Genomic DNA, 17,063 nt, shown 5'->3' on the forward strand with positions numbered 1-17,063 from the left:
GGACTAATTTAACAACACTGCACCATTTTGTTGAATCCGCATCGCACCTCTGTCTTTGCCTACATTAGTTGCTTCTTTCAATCTCACTTCTAACATTCCTGGTTCTGAAGACGGTTGTGGAGTTACAGTCAGTAATCCGCCATCCTCACGTTGAAATGTGACTGTTACTGGTGCGCTTAAATTTTGCAGCATTACATCTGACTTACCTGTTAGCGATCGCGGTGGTGTATCACCAATGACTTCATAAGTGATACTAGCCGCAGTCTCATTCACTAACTTGACAGTAACTTTACCATTTGAGAGGGCGATGGTTGCGCTAGGTGTTTGTGCTGGTTCAGTTGCTGATGGTTGGGGTGTAGTTGTAGTGGTAGTAGGAACCTGTGGGCTTACTGTTACTGGTGCTGTTTGAGTAGAAGATGCCCCTCGTGCATCCCGCTGTTGAGTGAAAGCATTAGGAGGACATCCCTGCGGTACTAAAACCTGAGTATTATGTGGAGGTTCGTAGAAAATTCGGGGACAGGGATTAACTCCAGCAGTTCTTTGCTGTGCTGAAGCTGCTAGAGGAATTGCTGGTACACTAATTAGTAATCCTCCACAAATAGCACCGAGTAACTCAGCTGATTTGCGTAACTTTAGATAACCATTATTCATTGTTTACTTCCTGAGATAATGTCTAAAATTGCTTTGCTTTGACATATTTCACAGCAGGTTAATTAAAGCAAAGCAAAAATTAATTTGCCTGCTGTACATAATCTTAGCTTTTAGAAAATTAGAAATTATTAATTACAGATTAACGAGTAAAGATAAACTCTTACATCTCACTAAAGAATTTAAAACTACTAACTTTAGATATATATTTTTAACCTATACCATATATTTATAAGTGAGGAGTTAAATTTATTCCCTCACTTATAACCACATAAATTATTAAGCTTCTTCCCAAAGTTGGCGCACTCTGTCAGGTAACCAGCTAGCAATTTCCTGAATTCTTTCTGACGATAATTCGTCTTTAGTAGCAGAAAAAACTGCTTTAACTACCTGTTCCCGGTCTACATTAGGTTGCATTGGACTTTCGTTTGCTACCCGAAATAGAAAGCGATCGCTATCAATTTTAAAGATGCCTGGGCCTTGCCAAGGTGGACGCACCCGGCTTAGGAAAGCTACAATCGGATTTGTATCGTGCCACAAGTCGGCAATTTCCATTTCCAGCGCTTTATCATCAGTTGCTACAGCTGTTTCAGCCGGTTTGTGCAGTTCTGCCTCTACTCTGTCGGCAGCTTCTGTAGTCATCAAGTCGCGCATCACTCGGAATACCACTTCGGTTATATCCCTAGCGTCGTAAAGATCGGCTATACCACTCTTCTGTTGAACCTTTTCCAAAAATGGTATATCTTTTTCTTTGATTTCACTGGTAGAAGTTGGCATCTAAGCCCTCCGAAATATTTTTATTAATGCATTATGGTTGTAGTAAATTTCGCCAAACAAAAATAAACTAACAGTGTGTATAGCTAATCAGGATAAGTTATAGTACTAGCTATATCAAACTGTTAGAATGTGAGTTGATGGCTCAAGTCTTCAACCTTTCAAAATTAGAGTAATATTTAAAAATCAACCTCTGCATCTGCCAGGGGAAACAATTGTTGAATTTAGAATTTAAGACTCTAGAGTTATTGGTAAAGTAACGGTGAATGTGGTTCCTTTACCAAGGGTGCTTTCAACTTGAATTTGACCTTGATGATGTTCGACAATAGCTTGAGCGATCGCTAATCCCAATCCTGAACCAGTAGTATTTTCTGTAGTTGTGTTTTCAATTTTATGAGTACGTGCCGGATCTACCCGGTAAAAGCGGTCAAATAAGTGTGGTAGTGACTCCGTTGGAATACCAATTCCACTATCACTCACCTTAATTTGTAAATAGGCACTGCTGTAACGAATTCTAGAGACGCGATTTATTCCTTCTATTCGTGCTAATTTTACATTCACCCGTCCACCTATAGGGGTATATCGTAAGGCATTACCAATCAAATTTGTGAACAGTCGGATTAGTTCATCCCAGTTGCCTACAAGTGTAAACCAATTGTCAAGTAATTCAGGGCTGATTTCCCAGTTAGGAGGATCAATTAAGTCTAAAGAAAGGGTGATTTCTTTTTCAGTAGCTAATAGTTGTTGTTCTTCAACAACTTCCATAAGTAAAGCGTCTAGTGGACAATCTGAAAAGACATTTTTGCTAATACCACTATCTTGTCGGGCTAGGAACAGCAAGTCATTAACTAACTTACCCAAGCGTTGCGTTAATCGTTCCACCACTTTTAAATGTTGCCGATACTGTAGAGAATCAGTAGCTTCTGTCTGTGCTAATTCCAAATCAGCAAGGGCAACTTGCACATTAGTTTGAATCAAAGTAATCGGACTTCTAAGTTCATGAGAAGCATCGGCAGTAAATTGTTTGAGGCGTTGATAAGACTCGCCTACAGGTTCCATTGCTTTACCTGAAAGAAACCAACCACTCGCAGCCACTGAAAGCAGCATTAATCCAGTACCTAGTGCCAAATCTAAAATCAACTGTCGGCTAGGTTTGGTAACTTCAAACCAGGGATGGCTAACACGCAGATATCCCAAAACCAGCCGTCCGACTTCTACGCGCTGTGTGACTTGTCGCAATAATAGTGCTGAATCTTGAGTGAGAAGTTTATCATCTCCCGTTCTTACCCTCTGTTCCCTAACTACGCGCACAGTTTCACCAGTGCGATTGGCACGAATAGGGATATTGAGGGGTTGGGATAGAGTTGACCAGAGTAATTCACCGGTTGGGCTAAACCATTCTAGGTCGATGTGGTCATCTTCTACAGCGTCAGTATTGTTGCGAAAACTGGCTTCGACATTAATACGGAATTTATCAGCGTCGGAATTAACTGGTTCAATTACAAGCGAAGACGCGCAGGGACTTGTCGTTAGACATCGCTCAACTATTTCCACTACATGATTAAGAGTATCGTCAATTCGCTCAATTAATGTACTACGGACATATAAATAAACGCCGCTAGCGAACACTAGTAGTAACACTGCTGTAACAGTAGTGTACCAAAGAGCAAGACGGCGACGAGTAGCTTGAAACATATTGCAATCAAAAACCTACTATTGATAACTATCTATATAGTCATCCTATTTTATTTATAAGAGTTGAAAGTATATAAACTAATCGCTAATCGTCATTTATTTTTCTAGAATTATCTGCTTGTAGTAAAGACTTAAGCCCTGATTTTATGCAACTTGAATCTTCATTAGCTTACATAGGTATAGCGATCGCAAATCAAGCCCCTTGCTTTGTCAAGACAGAAAATGGTAAGTAGAGCATAATATTTTATACTAAAAGTTTTTTCAATTTTTAAAACAACTCTGTTTATTATTTAAGTATATTTACGGTGGTATTCCTTTTTAAAGGGGAGTTAAATTCTATGTGCAGTAAACCTTAAAGGAGAAAGCTTAAAGGACAATAAAAGTTTAGTAAAGGTATATAATTTACGATTTTTAATATTGCACTTTTGATAATTCACACACAACAATTTAATTACAAAAGTAAACAGCATATTTCTCAAGGCTTGCATCTTCAGGATATCAGCTAAATAATTTGCCAGAAATAATAAAAATTTTGTGGTTAATTAACTGCAAATAACTTGCATTGCTAGGGTACTTCGCAGCCAATATTTTTGTTGTGGTTTTATATAAAAGAATAAATAGATATGCCAACTTATTCAGGATTTTCTGATCCAGAAAGTACAACAGCCACAGCTTTAGACACTACATCTTCATCTTATATTAACGGTTCGCTCACCAGCACAATCAATACATTTCAAAACTCCATTGGCGGCTCTGACTTTATTGATACCTATAAATTTACTGTTAGCAGTTCCAGCATTGTTAACTTAAACTTAGATGGCTTGAGTAGTAATGCTGATTTGTATTTACTCAACAGTACTGGTGGGACTATTACTAAATCTGCTCAGTCAGGTAATACATCAGAATCAATTCGTACCTCTCTAGTTGCTGGCACATACTACGCTCAGGTTTTCGATTCAGCAAGCAACACAAATTATAATCTCAGCTTTTCATCTGATCCCATCCTAGATAGTGGAAGATTAACTTTTGACAATGCAATTAACACTGCATACACTATTCCTACACCACTAAGTATCAGCAACCTCAACTACAGTACAACTGATTTTGTGGGAGAGCAAAATGGGATTACAGATAGTAGTGTAATTCAAGATGTTAGAGACTTTTACAAAGTTGACTTAGCAAGCAACGGCACACTCAATATTACACTCAATGGTCTAACAGCCGATGCTAATCTGGTGTTGCTGAAGGCTGGCCCAACAGTCATTCAATCATCTAATCAAATCGGCACAACATCAGAATCTATAGTTACTAGCAGTCTTGCCCAAGGTTCGTATTACATTCAGGTGTATGCAAATACAAAAAATGTTACTAACTATAATTTGCAAGTTGCCTTTACACCAGACCAAGTAGACAATGCTGGCAATACACTAGCAGCAGCGCGAAATATCACCACTCTCCCTTCAACTTTCTCAGACTTTGTAAATTCCTCTGACAATCTAGATTACTACCGTCTAGATTTAACGACTTTGACAAATTCTGATGCATTAGTTGATATTTCCTTAAAACCAACAAGTGCAAATGCGGATTTACAACTGCTAGATAGTTCTGGTTATGGAGTTCAATCTTCCCAGCAGTTAGGAACTGCTACAGATGCAATCAGGCGTAGCTTAAAAGCTGGTGTATATTACATTTTAGTAACTCCTGGTACAGGCTCTGCAACTAACTACGATCTCAGCATATCTGCCACGCCGATAGCCGCAGACCAAGCTCCTAACACCGAGAATACAGCCAAGAATATTGGCACTTTAAATGCTTCTCAAAGCTTAAATGAGTTTGTCGGCAACATCGATACTGATGATTACTATACTTTTAGCCTCAATAGAAGTAGTCTATTCAGTCTTAATCTCAGTAATTTGTCTGATAACGCAGATGTGCAACTGATTAACAGCAATCGTGTTGTATTTCAATCATCTGCCAACACAGGAACAGTAAATGAAACTATTAACATTAACCTGAGTGCAGGTAGTTATTTCGTTCGGGTCTACACATCTGGTTTAGCTAACACCTTCTATAACTTAAGCTTGTCTGCTACTCAACAAACTCAGATGTTTGACCTGAATCAAGGGACTAACGGTTCGAGTCCTGACAATTTAACAGCATGGGGTAACACTTTGTACTTTACTGCCAATGATGGTAGCACTGGCTCCCAGTTGTTGAAGAGCGGCGGCACTGTAGCCAACACTACCCGCATCACTAATATTAATCCTGGCAGTTTCAACCCAGCTAATCTGACCGTCTTGAACAACAAGCTGTATTTCACTGCCAATGATGGTACGAAAGGTACAGAAGTTTGGGTATACGACGGCACTCAAGCCCGAATAGTAAGTGACATTAATCCTAACTCTGGCAGTTCCAATCCAAGTAATCTGACTGTCGTGGGTAGCAACCTGTTTTTTACTGCTGACGATGGCACAAACGGTAGAGAAGTTTGGGTCTATGACGGTACACAAGTTCGTCTAGTGAAAGACATTTACTCTGGTAGCAAAAGTTCCAGCCCAACCAATCTTACTGCCGTTAACGGCAAGCTTTACTTTACAGCCACTGACCCCAGTAATGGTACTGAGCTTTGGGTAAGCGACAGTACTAATAGTGGAACCCAAGTAATTGACATCAGACCAGGATCACTTGGCTCATCTCCTGCCAACCTTACCACTCTTGGCAGCAGGCTCTACTTCACTGCTAACGATGGCACTAGTGGATATGAAGTATGGAAGTACGATGCTGGAGTAGCTAGTGTGGTTAAAGATGTTACGCCTGGTAATAATAGCGTAGCACCGAGCTATCTAACACCAGTTGGCAATAACCTGTACTTTGTGAAGTATGGCAATGACTTTAAGCCAGAACTATGGAAGACTGATGGTACTTCTAACGGCACAATCAGAGTTAAGAACGATACTACTCAAGCACCAAATATTGGTTTTGGTGCATCTAATTTGACTGCCGTTGGCAATGCTCTTTACTTCATCGCTCCTGATAATGCAACTGGTCTGGAACTATGGAAAACTGACGGTACTGATGCCAACACAGGACTAGTTAAAGATATTTGGGTCGGTTCCGACCCCAACAACAGTATTCCCCAAAGTCTCATCAATTTTAATGGCTCCCTGTATTTTGCAGCTTCTGATAGTAGCAACAGAGAAGTATGGAGCAGCGACGGCACAGCTTTAGGTACGAGCAAGGTTAGCAATATTTATGCCAATGGCAATGCTGATCCTGCCAAGCTAACTGTCGTTGGTACAAGGCTGTTCTTTACCGCCACGAATGGGACTAACGGAACAGAGTTATGGGTGATTTAAACAGGAGGTGATTGTAAAAAACATCGGCCAGATTGAATAGGTTACAGGTTCATTGAAGTCTAGACAACTTCTAGGCAAACCTCAAAGGCATTGGTTTGCTAAATAGAGACTACTAAATTCTAATAACAGTCAAAACAGACTGACACCAATTAAGGAAATGAGGAGCAACTTTCAACTATGAAGAACAAATTTTTCGCGATCGCTGCTAGTATAGTCGCTTTGGGTACTGCTATTACTTCTGCACCAGCACAGGCTCAGATTTCAGGTACAGCAGCACCTGTAAATCTTAACGTCCAAGTACCTGAAGTACTCTACTTAAAGACTGTTAGTGACATTTATGTGGGTATTTCAGCATCTGATCTAGCATCTGGATTGACAGCAACAGGAAGTGGTTTTTATGGCAGTGCTAGCAATAGTGGTACAGTAGGTACTGATCCTACTACTAGTATACCTGGTACTGGTGTGAATACTTCATCACCATTTGCACGCGCAGGTGTTGGCTCGTTAAACCAGTCATTAACTGGTGTGTATGCAGTATGGTCTAACAGCCCGCGTGCAGCCGGAGTTAACATCACTTACAACAAGGACACAGGCTTAACAGGAACGCTTACTGCTGTAGCTCCGGCAATTGGGACAGTAGCATATACTATTAATGGATCATCTAACCAAACTGGGAAGGTTCCCAAAGGCTTAGTTGACCCTACTTTTGTTGGTGGAATAGATTTCGCTCTAGACTTGACTAACTCCACCACCGCAGGTTCATATACTGGCGTAATTACCATAACAGCAGATGCTCCTTAATTAAGGCTAAGGCTATTTAAGTCTTGGTACAAACCTGTAGAAAGTTTTGCCAATTCAGTTTTAAATAGCGCTTCACTCTAACTTCTCTGATATTTCGGAGAAGATATCTGTCGTGGATATCGCATACACAGAGCAGATTCTTCTCCTCCCATTTTTCAGACTTCCTTCCCTTTGCCAAGCTTCTAAGTTGAAGACGCTAAAAATAGGCAAATTTGATATCAGCAATCAGCAATATGTCAAAGACTAAAGTCATTAGCTGTATAAGTGCTAGTATAGCGTTTCTGGCACTCATACAGCCCCATACACTAGCACAAACGCTATTTGTAGAAACCTCTGCGCCTACAGAGATTAATCAGTTATCAATTCCACAAAGAATAACCATTCCTCCCATAGCGCAAACAGAAATTTCACCTGCTGGCATTAATGATTCAGTCAAAAATCAGCAAGATTTACTCACTCCTCCTAGCTTTCATGCCGTAATTACCCGTGAATTACCAAAACTCTGGCAAATGCGAGTACCCATAGATCAAGTGGGTTCTCTCTATGCCACTTATGAACTGAGAGCTGAGAATGGTCGCAACAATGCAGTGAGCAATGAGAATGCTTCTAACTCAACAGTTCAAGTTGTGATAGAACCATTGCCTATTATTGAGATTTCCCGCGATTCCAATACTAATACAGCTTTAGTGCAGGGGGGAATGCGGTTGAGAATGGATCTTTCAACTGCACAGTTAGCAGGTGGATATTCTGGCGATATTACTGTCACAGTGAATCGTCGTTAGTTTACAAATTGCAATTTTTGTAATAGCACATCTAGCTTTATTGGGTAAACCAAGTCTAGAAGTTCTACTACAGTTATTGAGAATGGTACAGGGTATTTAGTTTTTTGCTTTTGCAGTCGTAAATAGTTTGTCATCTGTACAGGAAAAAATTTCAACCAGATGTTGTCAAAATCTAGAAATATAGCTTTAGGTTTAATGGGGGTATTGGCTTTAGGAATGCCTCCTGCTACAGCACTCAATATTGGCGTCACACCCTCTAGAATTGAAGTGGAAATTAATAGTAGCAAAACGCGCACTCAGGCTATTCGCGTTTTGAACCCTTCATCTGAGCCAATTGAAGTTAAGGCTGTTGTGCGATCATGGGTGATGAATGAAGATAATAAACTGCAAGAAGTTGCTCCTAGCGAACAATCTTTAGAGCAGTGGATTGTTTTCACTCCTGCTAGGTTTAAAATTCCAGCAGGTGGCGCTCAAACTCTCCGCTTTGCTATTCGTCCCAAAGTTCAGCCTAGATCAGGTGAACATCGAGCTGTAATTTATTTTGAAGAAGTTCCTCCTAACAATACACAATCTAAAGGTGTGAGAATTATTGGACGGTTAGGAGTTGTAATCTATGGTTATGTAGGAAAAGTTAAAAGAGTTGGTGTAATTAACTCTGTAACTGTAGACACCAAACTTAAGGATTTAAGTGCAGTCTTTGATATTTCTAATCAAGGCAATGGATATGTGAGACTAAATGGTCAATATGCCATTTGGCCTGCTGCCAAATATCCGGGAGCAGAAGCGACGAAACCTTTGGCTAATTTGGGTAAACCAGAAGCCAAGATTCCAAAGTTTGTATTAGATACAGGCTCATTACCTTCATCACCAGTATTGCCTGAAAATCGTCGTCAACTCCGGTTACCAATTACGAAAAAGCTACCTCCTGGTAACTATGTATTAGATATTAATGGAGATTTAAGCGGTGTGCAAATTAATAAAGGCATACCCTTTACTATTCCAGCAGTTAGCAATAACCAGCCTCAAAGCAATCCTGCTGCTCAGAATCTGAGAAATTCCATCCGTAACAAATAGCTTTTGTTACTCCAAAAACTTAATTTTTCAACCTAATTACAAACTAAGTTGATTTTCACTTTTTCTATGCAGCCAAGAAGTGTCTTAGGTTGCTTATGGGAATTTTTGTGCTTAAGCTATGGTCTACCAAACTCCAACACCTCCCCCAACAGTTACAATTGTAGATTCAAAGAATATCTCTTGCCAAAAGCCAGTAGATACTAATATCAGTCAGAGAAAGAGGATAATTGCAACAGCGATCGCAGCTTCTGCTCCACCAGAAACTTTACCTGCTGAATTTTCTCCAGCTAGCTCACAGCAAGTCTGTATTAAAGAACAATTTGATAAAAGGATAATTGCTCAAACTTTAAAAACTCAAGTCCCCTCCGAACCATCTGCCAGTAATGATAATTCTAAAGCTTCAGAAACCTCAGTAGACAAAAATAATCCTTTGCCGAATACTGCTAATGAAAATACTATAGCAGAAGCAAAAAATTTATTACTTGGGATAATTATCAACAACCAAGAAGTTGGTAGCTTAGATGTTGTACGAGATGGAAATACTTTATTACTCCCATTATTAGATTTTGCACAACTTGCTGGTTTTATTGTTGAACCTACTCCTGAAGGAATCAAACTCAAAACACCTGCTGGAGTAGTTACGCTAGCCGAAAATAAATTGAATAAAATTAAAGGTATCACTTATATCAGCGATACTTTATTGAAAGAAAAATTAGCTACATATATTCAGTTTAATTCTGCTGATTTAGCTTTGATTGTTGATTTGCCGTGGCGCAGAGATAGTGGACAAACAAGCACTAATGCTGCTGATCTCCGGCCAGAAGTTCTACCTCCTAGTAGCGGATTATCCAATTTTAGGCAAGAGTTGAACTTTTATAGTAATTCTGGAGATACTAGTTGGAGTAGCTCCACTCTTCTAGGAGGACGTTTAGCTGGTGGCTCATGGCGTCTGCGCCTAGATAACAATTTTGTCAATCAGCCAGATGTTACTGAATATTATTTCTTTAAACGCACAGGACAATTTCTTTATCAGATAGGTCGGCAACAACTTGGACTGCATACCTTACTAACAAATGTTAATTTGACAGGAGTACAAGTTGGGTATACTAATCTACCTGCTAATAGATTTAATAATGACTATGGTGCAAATGAGCTTCTGCCCAGACGCTCACAAGCTACACAAACATTTCGAGGTATAGTTCCTCCCACAAGTTTTGTTCAGTTAAGAGTTAGTGGTGTGGTTGTTGCCCAACAGCAGGTAGGGCTTACCGGAGAATACGAATTTTTAGATGTTAACTTGCCTAGTGGTCAATCTAATGAAATTGAACTTTATATTTTTGACCGGAATAATCCGAATGTACCAAGAGAAATCCGTTCTTTAAGACTTAATGCTTCTGATTTATTGTTACCATCTGGTGGAAATGTTCAATTAGCAGGTGTTGGATTAAGTGGTAACTCTATCCAGAATGCTTTATTTGAAGATTATAATTCCACTGACTCAGGTCAGCCTGTGGCATTTTATCAGGTGCGTCAAGGTCTTTCTAATAATTTAACGTTGGAAGGGGCAGTGCAAGTACTCCCTGAGACAACACAAGCGCAAGCAGGGTTTGCTTGGCGCTTCGCAAATCCAGTGATTCTAGCTGCTAGTGCTGGGACTTCTCGTGGTCAAATAGGTTATACAGCGGATTTAGATGTTCAGTTAAACCGCTTCCAAATTATCGGTAATTCCGAATTTTATCCATCTGGCTATTTGTATAGCAGTCAATCACGCGATTATGTTAAGCATAGTCTGGAAACTAGGTACAACTTTAGTAACAATTTTAGTTTGGGAGTGATTGCCCGTAGTTACCAAGATCAGAGTAATTCAACTAATTACATTTTGCCAACTTTTTCATTAAGTCCCGTTTCTAACTTATCTCTAAGTGGTAGACCTGATATTTTAGGACGCTATTTATTCAACGCTTTCTATCAAGCAACACAAAATAGCAGGCTGACTTTTACCTCGTCTGGGGATATATACTCAACAGATTTTAGCCAGAACTTGAGCCGAGAATATCTAGTATCTTTTGGAACTGAATCTGGCGGCGATTTGTCTACTCGTTATACTGCAACGCTCAATCGTAACGCGCCTAGCCTTTCAGGTTTGAGCTGGCGGTTAGGACTAGGATACAGAGATGGAGAAGTTGGCCCAGTGGTAGGCGCTAGTATGCGGTTACTTCCGGGTTTATTCGCCAGACTTGATTATCAAGGCATCCCTTCGAGATACAAGAGCATTTATGGCGGTATTGGCGATGAGCGCCTAACTATTTCATTAGTATCAGATTTATCTTTTGCCGGTGGTAGAATATCTCCAGCTGAGTATACCTCTATTGGTAAAAACCGAGGCGCGATCGCTGGACGAGTTATCGTTGAAGGCGGAAGGAAAGGCTTTGACCTCAGCGAATCTACTATCCAGGTGTTCAATAACCGCAATCAAAGCTTTGGTGGATCTGCCATCGACGCTCAAGGTAATTTTTTTGTCGGTAATTTACCAGAAGGTGTCTATATAGTTCAACTTGATCCAGACCAGCTACCTGTAGAACTTTCGATTAAGAAAACTACTGTAGTTGCTGAGGTGGCAAACTCTGCTGTGACTAAGTTAGATTTCCCCGTCAGAATAGAATATGGTTTGGCAGGACGAATTACAGATGCCGCAGGTAAACCAATACCAGAAATAGAGGTAGAACTCATTAACGCTGAAGGCAAACGAGTTTCTGCGTCTGCGACTGACGAGTTTGGTCTTTATCGTTTAGATGCAGTTCCGGCTGGCAAGTACATTTTACGGATTTCGCCTCAAAATGGCATCACCAATAGCGCTATCTTACCCACACGAGATATTACTATAGACAAAGATTTCCTTTATGACCAAAATCTGCAATTGCCAATTTCCCCAACAGTAAAGGAAACTAAAGAACCTGCCGCTAATCCACAATAGAAGCGTTGTATAGCGACAAACCCTGCCCTTCTTCTGACGAAGACCTACGTTAACGGATTCGGGGGTGACGCTCGTTCGCCTTTGGCGTCTCCCCTTCACCCAAAGGGAAAGGCTAGCGCCTGCTGTAGGATGCCCGTTCGCCTTGGTCTCCTTTAGTAGAAGGGCTGTAGGGAGAAGACTCGCTAACGCTATGCTATCGCAACTACGGCAATCGGCAAGACTGCGACCCCCTTAGCGCTATGCGTCTACGCCCATTTAATTTACTATTGTTTATATCCTCCAGTTAAATGGGCTACAGCTACCTGCACTTGGGTCATCATGCCGAAATCAAAGAAGAGCGTCAATCCCATCAATCTGAGCGATCCACAATACTATCTCAACCGAGAGTTAAGCTGGTTGCAGTTTAATAACAAGGTGTTGCATGAAGCCTGCGACCAACGAACACCACTTCTCGAACGCCTCAAGTTTTTAGCAATTTTTAGCTCAAATTTGGATGAGTTTTTCATGGTACGCGTTGCCGGTTTAAAGCAACAAGTAGAAGCAAAAGTCACCCAGTTAACTCCTGATGGCCGCACACCACAACAACAGCTAGATGATATTCGGTCTACCCTCAGTCCCCAGGTAGCAAAACAGCACCAACATTTTGAGCAAGTACTTCGATCGCTGTTAGGGAAGCATGGCATCCATATATTGGATTATATAGATTTAAATCAGAGACAACGGAATTATCTAGAAGGCTACTTTGAAGAACAAATCTTTCCGGTTCTGACTCCTCTTGCAGTTGACCCTAGCCATCCTTTTCCCTACATTTCCAATCTCAGTCTGAATTTAGCAGTTGTAGTCAAAAACCCAGACACCGAAGAAGAATACTTTGCCAGAGTCAAAGTTCCCAAAGTTCTACCGCGCTTTTTACCGATACCGCCAGAGTTGGGAGAGCAAAATAATGGAACACCAACTCACTGGACTGGAGTACCCTTAGAACAAGCGATCGCTCATAACTTGGAATATTTATTTCCAGGTATGAATATTCAAGAATATCATCCTTTCCGTATTACCCGTGACGCCGATTTGGTACTAGAAGAGGATGAGGCAGATGATTTATTATTAGCGATCGAACAAGAACTACGAAAACGACGCATGGGTGGGAGTCCAGTCCGGTTAGAAATTCAATCGCAGACTCCTGAACCAATTCGGTCAAAGTTATTGCAAGATTTGGAATTAACAGAAAATGATGTCTACGAAGTAGACGGTCTTTTGGGACTGCGGGATTTGATGTACTTTATGGCATTGCCATTACCAGAACTCAAAGATCCACCACGGCAATCTGTTGTACCTTTGCGCCTGCAACGGCTGCGAGAACCAAGTCTCAACCCAGATGTCCTGGAGATGGATGAAGGAAAAGACTTTTTTGCTGTGATTCGGGAAAAGGATTTGTTGGTACATCATCCATATCAATCCTTTACGGCAACAGTAGTGCGCTTTATTACCCACGCAGCCCATGACCCGAATGTCTTAGCAATCAAGATGACCCTTTACCGGACTTCTGGGGACTCGCCGATAGTAAATGCCTTAATTGCCGCTGCCGAAAATGGCAAGCAAGTGTCTGTGCTGGTGGAATTAAAAGCGCGGTTTGATGAAGAGAATAATATTTACTGGGCAAGACGGCTAGAAAGAGTTGGAGTTCATGTAGTCTATGGTTTAGTAGGGCTGAAAACCCATAGCAAAATTGTCTTGGTGGTGCGGCGAGAAAAAGACCGGATGCGTCGCTACGTGCATATTGGTACGGGGAATTATAACCCGAAAACGGCACGGCTATATACAGATTTAGGATTGTTTAGTTGTCGTGAAGAATTAGGTGCTGATTTAACAGATGTATTTAATTTCTTGACAGGCTATTCTCGGCAAAAATCTTATCGAGAGTTGCTAGTTGCACCTGTGAATATGCGCGATCGCTTTTTGGCACTAATTCGTCGCGAAATCGAAAATGTTCAAAACGGATTTTCTGGACGTATTGTTGCCAAAATGAATGCCTTAGTTGATCCAGAAATTATCGCTACTTTATATGAAGCTTCCCGCGCCGGAGTGGAAATAGACCTAATTATTAGGGGCGTTTGCTGTTTACGCCCTGGGATTAAAGACATCAGTGAAAATATTCGCATAATCAGCATTGTCGGTCGTTATTTAGAACACTCTCGCATTCATTATTTTTATAACAATGGAGAAGAGGAAATCTATATTGGTAGTGCTGACTGGATGCGTCGCAACCTGGATCGGCGAATCGAAGTAATTACCCCAGTAAAAGATCCAGATATTGCTAAGGATTTGCAAGAGATATTGGGAATTATGTTAGCAGACAACCGCCATGCTTGGGAGTTACAAGCAGATGGAACGTACATTCAACGACATCCTGGTGATGATTGTCCAGAGGCTAACTCACAAAAAACTCTCATTAATATGGCTTTACGATCAACTGGCGTAGCCACAAACTTAATTGATTAAAAAGTTTTTAATCCCTTGACAACTAGCTCAAATTAGTTTTTTTCAGAATACTTTAATTTTTTGAGCATTTATCTAATTACTTCTTATGGTTACACACCATTTATTCAACCATAAGATAGAGTAAGTACTGGCGCTTGTTCCCATAAACTATAAGAATTATGGTATGCAGTTTTTTTGCAGTTTAATGTTAATGTTGTCCTGTGAGTCTTCTACCTTGCGCGTTTTAGTGGTCGACGATCACGAACTAACTCGTCTGACCCTACAATTAGCTTTTTCTTGCCAAGAAAATATTCAAGTAGTAGGTCTAGCAAGTAATGGTCAAGAAGCTATAGAAATGGTTAAACGTTACCAACCTGACGTGATTGTTCTAGATTTACAAATGCCCGTCATGGATGGTTGGAGCGCATCTAGTAAAATTAAAGCCATTTCTCCTAATACCCAAATCCTTGCTTACTCCTCAGTAGAAGATGCAAATTTTCTAGAGACAAAACCTGTGCATAGCTTTGATGATTTTTGCAAAAAAGATGTACCCACCACTGAACTCATTTCTTTGGTCAGGCAGCTAGGTCAGCGTGCAACAGATGGTTAGATTTTAGGATAAACGATACACCTATTTTGGTCGGCTAACTCAAGCCAAGCTAGATTCTAGAGACTGAGGAATTATTTAAGAAAAAAGCGTCGGTAGAACCGTAAATTGAGGTTTCTGCCGACGCTGTTTTTTATTCTTGCTATGGCTTGCTCAGAGTTAATTATTTTCTATATCTGGAAGAGTGCGTCTAGACTCATCAATCAACTCATCTAGTTCTTCCAAAGCCTGATTTACGTCAATTCTTAAAGTTCCCAAGTCTGGTTGCTCCAGCAAGCTCAGTAAGTACTCGCGTTTGCTTTGAACTGCGGCAATTCGTTCTTTTATCGTCTGTAAATCCATTATTTTTTCCTATTTTTAACTATTCTCTAAGTTTAAACTTAACTCAAAATCAGCTTTCTGAGGTGCGGAACTTTTCTATTAGCTTGAGCCAATGTCTTCCCTGATCTGTTACTCATAACCGATGATAATAAAACTAATGTATGAAAAATTTATACTAATCTAAGCTCATGCTACGCCAAATTTCGTTGGGAACACTCGGTTTAACCATCGGCGGCATATTAACCATCATCGGTTTCGTTGCTTACGCTCTGGATTATGCCACGCTTAATCTTGTGGGATTTTTTTACGGAATTCCTCTATTGTTGGGAGGACTCGCTCTCAAAGCTAATGAACTTACACCCACACCCTTTACCGAAGCTACCACACCTTCAGTTTTGATCCTGCGGGAACAGCAAGCGACTGACACTCAAAATAAAATTCGCAAAGACATCACCCAATACTCTTATGGTCAAGATGGTCATCTAGATACGACGCTGTCTTTTTTGGGTTTGAGTCCCACCGATGAGGAACGACCAGTGGTTACAGGGTTACGAGAAACAGAAATCAACGGGGCTTATGCCTTAATTTTAGAATTTGATTCACCCTTGATACCCATTGAAGTGTGGCAGCAAAAGCAAGAAAAAATGACTAACTATTTTGGCCCCGGAGTGGAAGTTAAAATAACACAGCCAGTTGAAAATGAAATTGAACTGGCGCTGATTACTACAAAAGGGGAATAGGGACTAGCTAGCGAGATAGTTTTTATTTTTCTAAGCGAACTGCATACCACTGCAAATATTGCCCAGGGCCAATATCTAACTCGCAACTAGTATCGAGTAGATATTGTGCTTGGGCCTCCACTGTATCAAACTTTTGTAAATCTGGTGACAAATCTTGAAATGTGAGTTTCTCAAGAGTTTTTTTCAGCTTTTCTAATAACTCTGAGGCTGTGAGAAATTGTTCTGGTAAGTTTGTTTCTAAAACGACAAAATTATCCTGTTGATACATTAATGGGTTTGGCATATTGAAAATTTGGTAATTGTAAATGAGAATTGATTTTTTAAAAATATTATTTCGCATTCATTATTTTTTTTGCAAGCTTTTATCCAGTAATCCGCCAGCCTCATCTTTTACTTACTAATAAACAAAAAGTTTATGTGCTAACCCAATTACTAACAATTCACATTTATTTAATATCCATACTATTTTAGCTATATAATTTGGTTTTTCAACAAAGATTCTTTTTCTTAATTATTTGCAAAGTATATTTTAATTTTTTTATTTAAGCAATATTACTTAAATAATGAGTTGATGATAACTAAATAATAAAGTTATAAAGACAGTCTTATCTTAACCCTATGTAATTATCCTAAACTCCCGTAAAACCAGCAAAATTAAGATAATTAATTAGAGTTTAGTTCTATCAGTATTTAGTATTAGCTAGATTTTTATAGTTACTGTTAAATACTTTGTGATTCCTCAGTATATTTCTCAAATCACTAGAGAACTAAATAAATGAGGTTTGCATTTGAAGTTTTAAACAAAATTGGTAT

The 17,063-nt window shown here is 40.0% G+C and carries 13 protein-coding genes; 8 read left to right on the forward strand and 5 right to left on the reverse strand.

The window, feature by feature from the left end; translation table 11 throughout:
- Positions 1–3 precede the first annotated feature (3 nt).
- From WKK05_RS20475 to WKK05_RS20485, 3 genes are all read right to left on the reverse strand, one after another.
- Positions 4–651 carry a hypothetical protein gene (locus WKK05_RS20475; RefSeq protein WP_341524932.1) on the reverse strand — a complete coding sequence of 216 codons (648 nt, stop codon included), beginning with the start codon at positions 649–651 and terminating at the stop codon, positions 4–6.
- Between the two features lie 276 nt (positions 652–927).
- On the reverse strand, positions 928–1,425 hold the full coding sequence (locus WKK05_RS20480) for a DUF2267 domain-containing protein (protein WP_341524933.1): 498 nt from the start codon (positions 1,423–1,425) through the stop codon (positions 928–930).
- Positions 1,426–1,653: 228 nt separating this feature from the next.
- Complete coding sequence (locus WKK05_RS20485; protein ID WP_341524934.1) at positions 1,654–3,117, reverse strand: HAMP domain-containing sensor histidine kinase; 1,464 nt, start codon at positions 3,115–3,117, stop codon at positions 1,654–1,656.
- Between the two features lie 623 nt (positions 3,118–3,740).
- Between WKK05_RS20485 and WKK05_RS20490 the strand changes: the two genes are divergently transcribed.
- The 7 genes from WKK05_RS20490 to WKK05_RS20520 all read left to right on the forward strand — a co-directional run bounded on the left by WKK05_RS20490 (position 3,741) and on the right by WKK05_RS20520 (position 15,192).
- Positions 3,741–6,473: a pre-peptidase C-terminal domain-containing protein gene (locus WKK05_RS20490; RefSeq protein ID WP_341524935.1), complete on the forward strand. Its 2,733-nt coding sequence runs from the start codon at positions 3,741–3,743 to the stop codon at positions 6,471–6,473.
- A 177-nt stretch (positions 6,474–6,650) separates the two neighbouring features.
- The gene (locus WKK05_RS20495) at positions 6,651–7,274 is read left to right on the forward strand and encodes a hypothetical protein (RefSeq protein WP_341524936.1); all 624 of its coding nucleotides are present in this window, start codon (positions 6,651–6,653) and stop codon (positions 7,272–7,274) included.
- Positions 7,275–7,507: 233 nt separating this feature from the next.
- Positions 7,508–8,056 carry a hypothetical protein gene (locus tag WKK05_RS20500; RefSeq protein ID WP_341524937.1) on the forward strand — a complete coding sequence of 183 codons (549 nt, stop codon included), beginning with the start codon at positions 7,508–7,510 and terminating at the stop codon, positions 8,054–8,056.
- Between the two features lie 159 nt (positions 8,057–8,215).
- Positions 8,216–9,130: a fimbria/pilus periplasmic chaperone gene (locus WKK05_RS20505; protein ID WP_341524938.1), complete on the forward strand. Its 915-nt coding sequence runs from the start codon at positions 8,216–8,218 to the stop codon at positions 9,128–9,130.
- 118 nt (positions 9,131–9,248) lie between these two features.
- Positions 9,249–12,104, forward strand: coding sequence for a carboxypeptidase regulatory-like domain-containing protein (locus WKK05_RS20510; RefSeq protein WP_341524939.1), 2,856 nt, complete (start codon positions 9,249–9,251; stop codon positions 12,102–12,104).
- A gap of 318 nt (positions 12,105–12,422) precedes the next feature.
- Complete coding sequence (gene ppk1 / locus WKK05_RS20515; RefSeq protein WP_341524940.1) at positions 12,423–14,603, forward strand: polyphosphate kinase 1; 2,181 nt, start codon at positions 12,423–12,425, stop codon at positions 14,601–14,603.
- A gap of 184 nt (positions 14,604–14,787) precedes the next feature.
- Positions 14,788–15,192, forward strand: a complete 405-nt coding sequence (locus WKK05_RS20520; RefSeq protein ID WP_341524941.1) for a response regulator transcription factor — start codon at positions 14,788–14,790, stop codon at positions 15,190–15,192.
- A gap of 156 nt (positions 15,193–15,348) precedes the next feature.
- Here the strand turns inward: WKK05_RS20520 and WKK05_RS20525 are convergent, their stop codons facing one another.
- Positions 15,349–15,531 carry a hypothetical protein gene (locus tag WKK05_RS20525; protein WP_341524942.1) on the reverse strand — a complete coding sequence of 61 codons (183 nt, stop codon included), beginning with the start codon at positions 15,529–15,531 and terminating at the stop codon, positions 15,349–15,351.
- 167 nt (positions 15,532–15,698) lie between these two features.
- Between WKK05_RS20525 and WKK05_RS20530 the strand changes: the two genes are divergently transcribed.
- Positions 15,699–16,250: a DUF2854 domain-containing protein gene (locus WKK05_RS20530; protein WP_341524943.1), complete on the forward strand. Its 552-nt coding sequence runs from the start codon at positions 15,699–15,701 to the stop codon at positions 16,248–16,250.
- Between the two features lie 22 nt (positions 16,251–16,272).
- On the opposite strand, the gene WKK05_RS20535 is transcribed toward WKK05_RS20530, so the two are convergent.
- The gene (locus tag WKK05_RS20535) at positions 16,273–16,533 is read right to left on the reverse strand and encodes a chlororespiratory reduction protein 7 (protein WP_341524944.1); all 261 of its coding nucleotides are present in this window, start codon (positions 16,531–16,533) and stop codon (positions 16,273–16,275) included.
- Positions 16,534–17,063 lie beyond the last annotated feature (530 nt).

This window comes from Nostoc sp. UHCC 0302 (assembly GCF_038096175.1).
In the GTDB taxonomy this organism is placed as follows: domain Bacteria; phylum Cyanobacteriota; class Cyanobacteriia; order Cyanobacteriales; family Nostocaceae; genus UHCC-0302.

Bases quoted from the DNA above. Each gene is read 5' to 3' on its own strand.
- WKK05_RS20475 (WP_341524932.1), bottom strand. From the start codon at position 651: ATGAATAATGGTTATCTAAAGTTACGCAAATCAGCTGAGTTACTCGGT.
- WKK05_RS20480 (WP_341524933.1), bottom strand. From the start codon at position 1,425: ATGCCAACTTCTACCAGTGAAATCAAAGAAAAAGATATACCATTTTTG.
- WKK05_RS20485 (WP_341524934.1), bottom strand. From the start codon at position 3,117: ATGTTTCAAGCTACTCGTCGCCGTCTTGCTCTTTGGTACACTACTGTT.
- WKK05_RS20490 (WP_341524935.1), top strand. From the start codon at position 3,741: ATGCCAACTTATTCAGGATTTTCTGATCCAGAAAGTACAACAGCCACA.
- WKK05_RS20495 (WP_341524936.1), top strand. From the start codon at position 6,651: ATGAAGAACAAATTTTTCGCGATCGCTGCTAGTATAGTCGCTTTGGGT.
- WKK05_RS20500 (WP_341524937.1), top strand. From the start codon at position 7,508: ATGTCAAAGACTAAAGTCATTAGCTGTATAAGTGCTAGTATAGCGTTT.
- WKK05_RS20505 (WP_341524938.1), top strand. From the start codon at position 8,216: ATGTTGTCAAAATCTAGAAATATAGCTTTAGGTTTAATGGGGGTATTG.
- WKK05_RS20510 (WP_341524939.1), top strand. From the start codon at position 9,249: ATGGTCTACCAAACTCCAACACCTCCCCCAACAGTTACAATTGTAGAT.
- ppk1 (WP_341524940.1), top strand. From the start codon at position 12,423: ATGCCGAAATCAAAGAAGAGCGTCAATCCCATCAATCTGAGCGATCCA.
- WKK05_RS20520 (WP_341524941.1), top strand. From the start codon at position 14,788: ATGTTAATGTTGTCCTGTGAGTCTTCTACCTTGCGCGTTTTAGTGGTC.
- WKK05_RS20525 (WP_341524942.1), bottom strand. From the start codon at position 15,531: ATGGATTTACAGACGATAAAAGAACGAATTGCCGCAGTTCAAAGCAAA.
- WKK05_RS20530 (WP_341524943.1), top strand. From the start codon at position 15,699: ATGCTACGCCAAATTTCGTTGGGAACACTCGGTTTAACCATCGGCGGC.
- WKK05_RS20535 (WP_341524944.1), bottom strand. From the start codon at position 16,533: ATGCCAAACCCATTAATGTATCAACAGGATAATTTTGTCGTTTTAGAA.